This is a genomic window from Sporomusa sp. (genome assembly GCF_057736855.1).
The window spans coordinates 8949-21201 of record NZ_JBYKYF010000018.1; the positions used below are offsets into that span (position 1 = coordinate 8949).

The 12253-nt window shown below is 44.3% G+C and carries 11 protein-coding genes; all 11 read left to right on the top strand.

What is annotated here, in order from left to right:
- Window positions 1-288 (top strand): UTRA domain-containing protein (locus tag AC29Z1_RS02430; protein WP_488269867.1); only part of this gene is annotated, 288 nt, incomplete at its 5' end.
- 3 nt (window positions 289-291) lie between these two features.
- Window positions 292-939 (top strand): cobalamin B12-binding domain-containing protein, encoded by a 648-nt coding sequence (locus AC29Z1_RS02435; protein WP_488269868.1) that lies wholly within the window; start codon window positions 292-294, stop codon window positions 937-939.
- Window positions 940-961: 22 nt separating this feature from the next.
- Window positions 962-1684, top strand: coding sequence for a DUF1638 domain-containing protein (locus AC29Z1_RS02440; RefSeq protein ID WP_488269869.1), 723 nt, complete (start codon window positions 962-964; stop codon window positions 1682-1684).
- Between the two features lie 430 nt (window positions 1685-2114).
- Window positions 2115-3248, top strand: a complete 1134-nt coding sequence (locus tag AC29Z1_RS02445; RefSeq protein ID WP_488269870.1) for a uroporphyrinogen decarboxylase family protein — start codon at window positions 2115-2117, stop codon at window positions 3246-3248.
- Window positions 3249-3418: 170 nt separating this feature from the next.
- Window positions 3419-4852, top strand: a complete 1434-nt coding sequence (locus AC29Z1_RS02450; protein ID WP_488269871.1) for a sigma-54 interaction domain-containing protein — start codon at window positions 3419-3421, stop codon at window positions 4850-4852.
- 312 nt (window positions 4853-5164) lie between these two features.
- Window positions 5165-6739, top strand: coding sequence for an acyl CoA:acetate/3-ketoacid CoA transferase (locus AC29Z1_RS02455; RefSeq protein WP_488269872.1), 1575 nt, complete (start codon window positions 5165-5167; stop codon window positions 6737-6739).
- Window positions 6739-7887 carry an acyl-CoA dehydrogenase family protein gene (locus AC29Z1_RS02460; protein WP_488269873.1) on the top strand — a complete coding sequence of 383 codons (1149 nt, stop codon included), beginning with the start codon at window positions 6739-6741 and terminating at the stop codon, window positions 7885-7887. Before AC29Z1_RS02455 ends, AC29Z1_RS02460 begins: the two co-directional genes overlap by 1 nt.
- A gap of 31 nt (window positions 7888-7918) precedes the next feature.
- The gene (locus tag AC29Z1_RS02465; protein WP_488269874.1) at window positions 7919-9058 is read left to right on the top strand and encodes an acyl-CoA dehydrogenase family protein; all 1140 of its coding nucleotides are present in this window, start codon (window positions 7919-7921) and stop codon (window positions 9056-9058) included.
- A gap of 67 nt (window positions 9059-9125) precedes the next feature.
- A complete protein-coding gene (locus AC29Z1_RS02470; RefSeq protein WP_488269875.1) occupies window positions 9126-9902 on the top strand; it encodes an electron transfer flavoprotein subunit beta/FixA family protein in 777 nt (258 codons plus the stop codon).
- Window positions 9903-9923: 21 nt separating this feature from the next.
- Entirely contained in the window at window positions 9924-10856 is a 933-nt protein-coding gene (locus AC29Z1_RS02475) for an electron transfer flavoprotein subunit alpha/FixB family protein (RefSeq protein ID WP_488269876.1), read from the top strand.
- A 26-nt stretch (window positions 10857-10882) separates the two neighbouring features.
- Window positions 10883-12166, top strand: coding sequence for an FAD-dependent oxidoreductase (locus AC29Z1_RS02480; RefSeq protein WP_488269877.1), 1284 nt, complete (start codon window positions 10883-10885; stop codon window positions 12164-12166).
- The last annotated feature ends 87 nt before the right edge of the window (window positions 12167-12253 follow it).

Here is a 12253-nt window from a genome sequence, read left to right on the forward strand (position 1 = left end):
AAAGGTAAGCCGCTATTAGAAACGCAGTTAGAGTATGCTGATTTCCCAGAATTGGTTGCTAAACATCAAGAAAGTGTGCCAGTTCGTAATGATGTTGTGATATCGGTTGCCACATTGTCAGCCGAGCAAGCAAAATTACTAGAGACAGATGAAGCTATACCCGCTTTGGTGATAAAACAGGTTATTTATGCGAAAGATGATACACTGCTGGGAGTCTCAGTTATGTTTTGTCATAAAGACCGGTTTGAATTAAAGGCTACTTCCTATCCGCTTTCAAGGAGGTTATGATATATGCTAAAGATCCAGAAAATGCTTGTTGGCGCTATGGCCAGGTTGGATGAGGCCATGGTTATCAATCTTGTGAAGCAAGGACTTAAAATGGGGATTAATCCCTATGTTCTGTTGGAAGAAATTCGGCAAGGCACTGAGCGGGTAGGCGAGTTATATAGCAAAGGCGAGTATTTTCTGTCAGATCTGATTATGGCTTCCGAAATATTTAAGGATGTGCTGGAACTGGTTAGCCAGGACCGGGTGGTTTCCACGCGCAAAATTTATCCTACCATTATCTTTGGAACCGTAGAAAATGATATTCATGATATTGGCAAAAATATTACAACAGGTATTATGAGGTATAATGGTTTTGATATTTGTGATTTGGGCGTAGACGTGCCTGGAAAAAAATTTGTTGAGGCCGTTATCAAGTATAATAGTCGGGTTGTATGTTTAACCGGACTTATTACCGATGCGTATGATTCTATGCGGAATACGATAGATTGTTTGGAAGAAGCCGGGCTTCGTTCGCAGACTACCGTTATTATCGGCGGCCTGGTAAACGAAAGTGTGAGAAAGTACACAGGGGCTGACTATTGGGCGACAGATTGTACCAAAGTTGCAGAACTCTGCCGGACTATCCTAGTTGCCAATAAGCAGATCGTATAGAGTACAAAGGAAGGGGCATAGGATGAAGACGGCGATATTGGCTTGTCAGACTCTCAGAGATGAGCTTACACTGGCCATTAAGGAAACTGGTGTAACTTTTCCTATTATTTATATTGAATCAGGGCTGCATGATACACCGGAATTATTACGTAAAAGAATTCAAGAAGAAATCAATCGAATTGATAATATTGATGCGATATTGTTAGTGTTTGGATATTGCGGCAATAGTTTGCTGGGCATTACATCCGATAAGGCTAAACTCGTAATGCCCAAGGTGGATGATTGTATTCCGTTACTTTTAGGTTCTTGTGAGGCCAGAAAACAGATATCCAAAGAAATGGGAACCTATTTTTTAACCAAGGGCTGGCTTGACTATGAAAATAATTTACTGCGCGAATATGAACGGTGTATTAAACGGTATGGACAGGCTAGAGCCGAGAAAATTATGAAAATTATGCTTGGACACTATAAGCGGTTTATGCTGATTGATACCGGGGCTTATTCGTTAGAAGAAGTATTGCCGAAAACACAAGCATTTGCTGAACAACTTGCCATGCAGCATGAAGTGGTGCATGGTTCCCTGCGTTTATTCCATAAACTGCTGACAGGCCCCTGGGATGAGGAGTTTTTAGTATTGGAACCGGGAAATCCTGTTACTATCAGCGATATATGCAAAAATCAGGATGGTATGTCCCAAATTACAAGCTATAACTTTTATAACAGCACATATACAAACAAAAAATAGCGTTTGCAAATTTACTGGGTTACCTGAGATGGTAGCCTTTTTTATTGTATCTCTGTTACTGTCAGCAAAGTGCCAAATCCATCGCATTCCCCAAGAAACAGAGGATAACTATGGTATTTAGATAAAATTAAAAGAAAAATCAAAAAAATATTGACAAGTGCAACAGATCAGATTATTATAATATATAGATGTATATACAAATATTTTAGGCTTACGCATTGCGTTTGTCAGTGATATGGCTGTCCAACCTGCTGGGATCTAATAATGTGATTGAGGCAGCAAAACAGGTGAGCATGGCCGTGAATTAACTGTTGTAGCAGAAAATCGCTGATCTCGGCACCTATGCAGCGGCTAGCCGCGACTGCGGCTGATATATAGAAGGTTGCAGACTCTATGTAAGATAATTTAAATATTTAGGGAGTGGGATGAAATGAAGGATGTAATGACTGCGGAAGAAAGACTAGTAGCGACAATTAATCTTCAACCAGTGGACAGGGTAGTCTGTGCACCTATTATTGAGCAATATGCAGGACAACATGTAGGGTTAACTAACAAAGAATTCATGTGGGACTGGGAAAAGGCCCAGGCAGCCATCCATAAGGTATGGGAAGATTATCCGGTATGGGATAGTAATGCCTATATGCTGCATGGCAGAATTGGGCATGTAGCTACCAAATGCGGTCCGGGACAATTTAGAATGCCTGGTAAAGAATTGGATGACAATGCCCAATATCAAATTCACGAATATGAGGCAATGACTCGAGAAGATTACGCCTTGCTTAAAGAAAAAGGTTGGGTTGAGTATCGCTTAACTTTTCTTGAAAGAATTCATAACGTAAGCCGTGAGGAAGTTCTTGCAGGTCAGCAGGAAATGGCAAAACTCCGCCAAGATGAGATTAATCGCAGTGTGGCACGCGGTCAGAGCTTAACTTGGGGAGCTATTATGGGGACGCTGCCATTTGATGCGTTGTCCATCTGTCGTTCTATGGAACGTTTTTATAAAGATATGTATCAAATCGGCGATCAGGTCGAAGAAATGCTGTGGATAGTTAATGATGCGATTATTGCCGGCTGTGAGGCAGCTGTCAAGGCAACCGGGATAAACCGGGTGTTTATCGGCGGAGTAAGAGGGGCCGGTCAATTCATTAACAAGAAAAACTTTGAACGGTTTGTTTGGCCACAACTAAAAGTTATGGTTGAGCGGCTGGTTGAAAAGAATATTGTTCCGATTCTGCATTTTGATGCTGACTGGACCAAAAACCTCGAATACTTCCTTGACTTGCCCAAGGCTAAATTTGTTCTTGAACTAGATAGTGCAACAGACATATTTAAAGCTCATGAGATATTAAAAGGACACTGCGCTATCAAAGGAGACGTAAGTCCGGCTTTATTTACTGTGGCTTCCCCCAGTGAACTTGACGAATACGCGAAAAAATTAATTACTACCTTCCGCAATGGGGAAGGGCTGATTTATTCATCCGGTTGTAACTTGCCAATGAATGCCAAGCGGGAAAATGTTGATGCCTTCTTTGCTGCAGTGGAGAAATACGGTCGCTATAATTAATGGATTGACTATTTTGCAAAACAGTTTCACATTGGTGGGACTGTTTTGCACTGTTTTAGGATTGATTTTTTTAAGAAAGCTGTATTATTTATAACTGAGTGAATAATCGAAATCTCACGCGCATATTCCCTCATGCAGCAGATCTTTGGGGACTAAAAGGAGGTAGTTCTATGCCACGCAGTAAAAAAAAGACGAGGCATAGTTATCAACTGGCCAAACAGAATTTGGACCTGATCTTTGACAATCTGCCTGATCCGATATTTGTTACAGATCGTCATGGAAATGTATTATTGTCCAATTCCACGACAGCCTTGACTTTAGATATATCACTGGATCAACTGCTAAAGTCAAATGTTCGTGATCTTGTTGCTAAAGGGTACTATACCAAATCTTACGCGATAGAGGCTGCTGCAACGAAATGTGTGGTAAAAGGTGAGCTGGTAACTAAGTTGGGTATTAGACAGATATCTACCAGTACACCGATTATGGACGATGAAGGCAATGTGATCCTGGTATTGACTACAGGCAGGCCGGCAGAAGCAGAGGAAAAGCCTATGAGTACGGAAGAAAGAGAGTATCGCAATCGCCGCAAAAGAGAAATGGAATATTTGAGAAGCTATGTACTCGATAAAGAAACGATTGTGGCTGAGAGCAAGGTTATGAAAGAGCTATTATTAAAAGCTCATGCGGTTGCTCAGACAGATAGTACGGTAGTATTATACGGAGAGTCCGGGACAGGTAAGGAAATTTTAGCAAAATATCTTCATCGTCACAGCAAGCGTTCTGGCGAAGCCTTCATTGCCATAAATTGTGCTACATTGCCTGATCATCTGGTGGAATCTGAATTATTTGGCTATGAAAAAGGCGCTTTCACTGGTGCTAGTAGTGAAGGAAAAATTGGACTTTTTGAGGCTGCTCATCGTGGTACGTTATTTTTGGATGAAATTGCTGAATTGCCGCTGCCACTTCAGTCAAAACTACTCCGGGTGCTGGAAACCCGTGAAGTACGGCGGTTAGGCAGTTATGTTGACCGGAAACTGGATTTTAGACTAATTGCTGCCACTCATAAAGATTTGCACAAAATGACTCAGGAGGGAAGTTTTCGAGCTGATTTGTTTTACCGACTGAATGTGATACCTATTCAGATACCGCCACTCAGGGAACGGCCGGAAGATATGATTGTATTGGCTTTAAAATTTTTCGAAGAGTTTAAGAAGAAATACGATGTAGACATTGAAATGGATCCAGACACCATTCAATCCCTGTATAAACATAATTGGCCGGGAAATGTGCGCGAACTAAGAAATGTTATGGAACGTCTGGTGATTAACAGCTTGCAAAATTACTCGACAGAGTTTTTTGAGCTTGAGCAGCGCATGGCAACCTGTAAACCCAAGGTGGGGCATTTGCAAGTAACTGGGCTTAACGGGACATTAAAAGAAGTAATGAAATCGTTAGAAAAGCAGTATATTTACCAAGTGTTGAATCAGTGTAACGGTAAAATCGGTGATGCAGCCGAAAAACTGGGAATTTATCGTACCGTTTTATACCGGAAGCTCAAAGCCTTTGAGCAGGAAGATAAAAATACTCATAACATATCGTAAGGTATGCGATGGCTAAAAAATAAGCTGAATGGTGCAGGATAACTGTACTATTCAGCTTGTTTTTTGTTTTGGCGATATGAATCATACATAAATCATACTGTAAGCCTCCCAATACATGTACCGATTTAGGTACATGTATTTTTCAAAATGTTAATAACTGTCGCAATATTGGTACTTGTTATGGGGGATGTATGGAGATGGTTGGTGTCAGTAGGCTTGTATCTGCAGTGGTTTAGGTTTTTTTTGAAGTTGGCATTAATTTTGCAATATATCACTATTGAAATCAGTTTTATATAGAAAGGAGTACTTATTATGTCAAAAATTATTACTGCCGACCAGGCGGCGGCTTTGATTCAAGACGGTGTGACAGTAGCTGCAACCGGTTTTGGGCTTGCTGCCTGGGCCGAAGAGGTCGCCCAGGCGATCGAAAAGAGATTTTTAGAAACTGGTCATCCCAGACATATAACCCTGATGCACGCGTCAGCCATTGGTGACTGGAAAGAACGTGGGACTACTCGGTTGGGTAAAGAGGGGCTTGTCAAAAGATGGATTGGTGCCCATATTGGTTCCTCCGCCGGCATGTCCAAATTACTGGCTGAGAATAAAATGGAAGCCTACTGCTTGCCCCAAGGGGTTATCGTCCAGTTATACCGTGAAATTGCAGCTAAACGTCCAGGGCTGATTACCAAAGTCGGACTGGGGACCTTTGTAGATCCGCGGGTTGATGGCGCAAAAATGAACTCATGTACTACTGAGGATATTGTCAAAGTTGTTGAGTTTGAAGGTGAGGAATGGCTTTTCTATAAAACCTTCCCAATTCATGTGGCTCTTATCCGCGGAACAACAGTAGATGAAGACGGTAATCTTACTATGGAAAATGAGGGGGTATTGATGGAAGCCCTGCCACTCGCCCAAGCTGCTAAAAACTCTGGCGGCATTGTTATTGTACAGGCTGAATATCTGGCGAAATCAGGTTCTCTCCATCCTAAGCAAGTAAAAGTCCCCGGAATTCTCGTAGATTATATTGTGATTGCTACCAAACAGGAATGCTGTTGGCAAACAGAAGGCGTATACTTTAACCCGGCTTTTTCCGGCGATATCAAAGTACCGCTTACCAGTATTCCCGAATTGCCACTTGACGAGCGCAAAATCATAGCCCGACGCGCTGCTATGGAATTGGCTCCCAACACCGTTGTTAATTTGGGGGTAGGTATTCCCAGTGATGTAGCCGCTATTGCCGCCGAGGAGAATGTTGCAGACATGATGACGCTGACAACTGAGGCAGGCGGAATAGGTGGTGTGCCGGCAAGTCTGCCACACTTTGGACAGGCTTATAATGCGCAAGCGGTAGTCGAGCATCATTCGCAATTTGACTTTTATGATGGCGGCGGCATAGATGTGGCTTTCTTAGGACTTGCTCAAACCGACAAAGAAGGAAATGTGAATGTCAGCAAGTTTAAAGGTCGTCCGATGGGCTGCGGCGGGTTTATTAATATTACGCAAAACTCCAAAAAAGTCGTGTATTGTGGTTCATTTACAGCCGGCGGACTGGAAGTTACCTGCCAGGATGGCAAGCTAGTCATAGTTAAAGAAGGCAAAAACAAGAAGTTTATTGACACGGTTGAGCAAATTACCTTTAGTGGTAAATATGCCGCCAAGGTACAGCAACCGGTTGTGTATGTAACCGAACGTGCCGTATTTGTATTGGAAAATGGACAGGTAACCCTCACCGAGATTGCCCCCGGAATTGATTTGGAAAAAGATGTATTAGCGCTTATGGATTTTAAGCCTGTTATATCTCCTAACCTAAAAACTATGCCGAGCGGAATTTTCCAGCCCAAATGGGGTCAGCTTAAGCAGATTTTAGAAGCCAAAATGAAAGGTTGATGATGATGGTTGACATGTCGCTTACACCTGAACAGCAAAAAATACAACAGTTAGCCCGGGAGTTTACGGCAAAACATATTATCCCTGTAGACCGCGAGTGGGATGAAAAAGGTGAATTTCATGAATTCATATTGGCAGAAGTGAAAAAAGCCGGTCTTCACTGCATGGCAGTTCCCAAGGAATATGGCGGTCCTGGTTATGATTCAGTTACCCAGTCTTTGGTCGCCGAAGAATGGGGCTATGGTTGTGCGGCTTTTGCTACCACTCTTGGCGGCAATGGATTAAGTTCTTATCCATTGGCCATAGCTGGTACTGACGAACAGAAAAAATTATATTATGGTCGTCTGGTAAACGGTGGCATGGGTGGTTTTGCCCTGACTGAACCAGGGGCGGGGTCTGATGCTGGGGCTTGTTCCACTGTTGCCAAACTGGATGGGGATGAATGGGTTATCAATGGAACCAAATGTTTTGCTACTACCTGTGGTTATGCCGATATTATGGTGGTGTTTGCGTCCACAGATCCAAGCAAAGGAGCTAAAGGGCTAAGCGCTTTTATCGTTGAGAAAGAGCGGGAAGGGGTCATTGTTGGTGCTGTTGAGCACAAAATGGGAATTCGCAGTTCTAACACCGTAGAATTGTTATTGAAAAATGTTAGAGTCCCGAAGTCACATCTTCTGGGAAAAGAAGGCGAAGGCATGAAGTTGGCCATGAAAACGCTGGATATGGCACGACCAATAGTCGCTTCACTAGCTGTTGGTGTTGCCCGGCGGGCGCTAGATGAAGCTGTAAAATTTGCCAAAGAATATCTGGATATTAATGGCAAGCCGATTGCTAACCATCAGACAGTTGCCTTTAAGCTAGCCGATATGGCTACCCAGATAGAGGCTGCCAGACAGCTAGTGCGTAATGCGTTACGCCTGAAGGAGGCAGGCGTGCCATATACCAAAGAAGCTGCCATGGCAAAAACCTTTGCCACCGATACGGCCATGCGGGTGACTGCTGATGCCGTGGAACTTATGGGACAGTATGGCTATTCTAAAGATTCTATCGTAGAAAAGCTCATGCGAGATGCAAAGGTTACACAAATATATGAAGGCACCAATCAGGTTCAACGGATTGTAATATCCGGCATTTTGCTTAATTCATAGATTAAGCGCATACAGAAAAGGAGGGTAACGCATGGGTTATGTATTAACAGAAGAACAACAGCTTATTCAGCAGAATGCCAGGGAGTTTGCCCAAGAGTATATCGCACCGTTAGCTGCTGAAATTGATCATACAGGTGAACATCCGGCCAATATTGTCGCCAAAATGGTGGAACAGGATTTTTTCGGTATTTTTATGCCGGCTGAATTTGGTGGTGCTGAGGCTGGTTATCTTAGTTACACCTTAATTGTTGAAGAAATAGCCCGAGTAAGCGGTGCAGTGGCTGCCATTCTTGTCAACCATGCCTCGCTGGCGGCATACAGCCTTAGCCGCTGGGGTTCTGATGAACAAAAGAAAACTTACTTGGCGGCTTTGTGTCAGGGGGAAAAACTGGGGGCTTTTGCTCTGTATGAGCCACGTGCGGCTCTTGGTGTCGGGGAACATAAAGTGGTTGCCCAAAAAGAGGGCGATAGCTACGTGTTAAATGGCCGTAAATGCTATGTTGCCAATGGTGGTGTCGCCGGTGTATATATCGTAGTTGCCCAGACTAATCCAGAGGCTGGTTCGCAAGGACTGAGCGCATTTATTGTAGACGGCAGTGCGGCAGGTCTGTCAGTGGTGCGCAAGATTGACAACATGGGTTTACGGGGCTGCCAGTCAGTTGAATTAGCATTTAACAATGTAACAATACCGGCAGCAAATCTCTTAGGAACCGAAGGAATGGGACTAGCTATTGCTGCTGAAGCACAGGCTGCGGCTGCAATAGCCGAGGGCGCCATGGTGCTGGGAATTGCTCAGGCGGCTATGGATGATGCTGTGAAATACAGCAAGCAGCGCATTCAGTTTCGCCGGCCGATTTCCAGTTTTCCGGCCATCCAAAACATGTTGGCAGATATGGCAGCCAACATTCACCTGTTACGCCTGGCTGTTTATGATGCTGCAAACTTACTGGAACAAGGTGACCTATTTGTCAATGAAGCGGCAATCATCAAACTATTTGCTGCCCGTATCGGGCAAAGTGCACTCATAGACGTAATTCAAATCGAAGGCGGTTATGGGTACAGTCAGGAAATGCCGGCATCCCGGCTTTACCGTGACGTCAAAGGTGTAATTCTTAAAAATAGTTCCTTGGATTTCCCAGAAAAAATTATTGCCGGTAACCTGCTGGCATGATACGACAGATTATTTACTAGGATATGACCAGGAGAGAGGCTCTTCTGTATAGAGAAAGGAGTAAACCATGCAAAAGCTTCTTGTCTGCTACAAGTGGGTATTGGACGAACAAGATATTAAAATAGCGAGTGATTTGTCGCTCGACACCGGTAGGGCCAAATATAAAATCAGTGATTATGATAAAAATGCCATAGAAGCGGGTGTGCAGTTAGCGGAACAGCATGGTGTGAGTGTAGAAGCCCTTACTTTTGGCACTGCAGCAACCAAACAATCCCTAAAAGATGCATTATCCAGAGGGCTGGATAAAGTGTACTGGATTGGTGATGAAACTGCCAAACAGGCGGATGCGTTTGTAACCGCCAATGTACTGGCGGCTGCCATCAAAAAAATTGGGACATTTGACCTGATTCTTTGTGGTGAAGGCAGTTCTGACTCTTATAGCCAGCAGACTGCCTCCCGGCTGGCTGTTTTGCTTGGGGTTCCGGCCATTACGTTTGTTCAGCAGCTTACCGTCGCTGACGGACGCATTGTAGCTGTCCGTAAACTGGGTGATTGTACCGAAGAAGTAACGGTAATCGGTCCGGCCATAATCAGTGTATTACCGGAAATTAACAAACCCCGTATACCTGGATTAAAGCAAGTGATGGCAGCTGCTAAAAAACCATCGGAAGAGATTAAAATGGCCGACTTAGGCCTTGCCGCTGAACAATTGCTGCCCAAAGTGAGCTGCGTTGACCTCAAAGGCTATAGCATGGATCGGAAAAAGATCATATTCAAAGAAGCCAATCAGGCTGATAATGTCGCTAAACTAGTTGCCAGCCTTACCCAAGAGGGTCTGTGCTAAAGGAAAGGGGTAGGTTTAATCATGCCAGGAATTTGGATTTATTCTGAAGCTAGTGTTATTGCCAGACAGCTGTTATCCGCAGGCCTGGAGTTAAAACAGGCCATGCAGCAGCCTGTCAATGTAATAACCATAACCAATGAAGACGCACAAGATTTTGCTAATGCCGGTGCCGACAACGTATATGTGCTTACAGGTACGAATCCTTGGCCAGAAAGCTATGCCGCTGCTATTGCAGATATATTAGCACGGGAAGAGGCAAGTGTAGTTTTGGTCGGGGCCACCATGCGCGGCAAGGATCTTGCAGCGCAAGTGGCTGCAAGGCTTAACACCGGGCTTGTTACCGATGCAATGAGTATTGAGTATGTTAATAACGTAATTGTGACCACCCGTTTGATATATGGCGGTTTAGCGGTATGTAAGGAAGTGAGTGCTTTTCCGGCAATTGTTACTATTCCATCGCGGACTTTCCCTGAAGCTGCCAGCAACGGCGGGCAAGGTCAGATACACACCATGCAAGTTTATAATGAAGAACCTAGAGTGGCCATTAGCCAGGTTTGTCCGATTGTTCGCCAGGGCACAGACATTGCGGCTGCTGAACGAATAGTGTGTGTTGGCCGCGGCTTAGCCAAACAGGAAGATTTAACTATGGTGGAGCAATTGGCTGCTGCTATAGGTGCTGAAATTGGCTGCACCCGCGGTATTTCAGAAGATTATCATTGGTTAGAAAGTGATCGTTATATTGGCATTTCCGGGCAGAAAGTCAAACCAGAACTGTATATTGGGATGGGTATTTCCGGGCAGGTACAGCATGTTGTCGGTATTAGGGATGCCAAAATTATTGTCGCTATTGATACGAATGAAAAAGCTCCGATTTTCGAAGCAGCTGACTATGGAATTGTAGGGGATATGTACGAAGTTGTGCCCCTGTTGACGGCTGCTTTGCAGAAAAAATAAAACGGAGGTAGATATAGGGGGATAGTATGTCAGATAATGAAAAATTTGATGCCATAATTATTGGTGCCGGTCCGGCCGGCACCGCCTGTGCCTATTTACTGGCAAAAAGCGGTAAGAGTGTTTTGCTGGTGGAGCGGGGCGTAAGCGCAGGCAGTAAAAACCTTACTGGCGGCCGGGTTTACACTTACGCGCTGGAGTTAGTCGAACCCGGCCTATATAAAGAAGCACCTTTGGAAAGAGCTGTAGTACGCGAGCAGATAATGATGCTGGGAGCAAATAGTGCAACGACTATCGATTATGTGAATTATGATTTTAACCAAACGGTTCCTCAGTCTTATTCTGTACTACGGGCACCTTTTGACGAATGGTTTGCTGCGCAGGCTGAAGCCCAGGGGGCCATGCTGGCTCCGGGTATTCTTGTGGACGAACTGATAGAGGAAGATGGAAAAATCATCGGAATAAAGGCTGGTGACGATGAAATCTACGCAACGGTAGTAATCGCTGCTGACGGCGTAAATTCCTTTATAGCACAAAAAGCCGGCTTGCGCCGCGACATTGATGCCCATTCGGTCGGTGTAGGCGTCAAAGAAATCATCGAATTACCAGCCAAGGTGATTGAAGACCGCTTCAATCTCAACACCGGTGAAGGTGCTGCCCGAGTACTTGTCGGTTGTACAAGCAATATTCTCGGGGGTGGTTTTCTCTATACCAATAAGGAGAGCATTTCTTTAGGACTTGTGTTACAACCAGCCGATCTGTCTTGTCAGAAGAAGCAAATTCACGAGATTATGCAGGAGCTAAAGATGCATCCAGCCATTTATCCGTTGATTAAAGACGGGAAAACTGTCGAGTATGGTGCGCATCTTGTGCCGGAAATCGGCTACCAGGCCATGCCGAAAAGCCTGTACCGGGACGGGTTATTGCTAATTGGTGATGCAGCCGGCGTGGTTATTAATACCGGAACAATCATCCGGGGGATAGACTTGGCCATTGTAAGTGGGATCGCAGCAGCACAGGCTATTATCAAAAATGAAAACAGTAGTGATGTTGGCCGGGCTTATGTTGCCGAGTTAGAAACTCTGGGACTTATGGCAACCATGAAACTGTATTCGAAGTTCCATGAACTATTGAGTAACAGGCGGATGGTGTCAACTTATCCGGTTATGGCCAATGAGATGATGAAAGTCTTGTTTGCAGTAGACGGCAAAGTTCCTGAGCGGATGGATAAAGCGATGTTAAAAATACTGAAAAAGCATGTTACTTTCGGTCAATTACTTGCCGATGGTTGGAAGGGGTTTAAGGCTATATGACAGCAAAAAGACTTTCTCCGGAGGAATTGCTGGGATTAAATAAATTTGCTGTTGACGAGGAAGAGGCTCATATTGTGCTGGACAAGA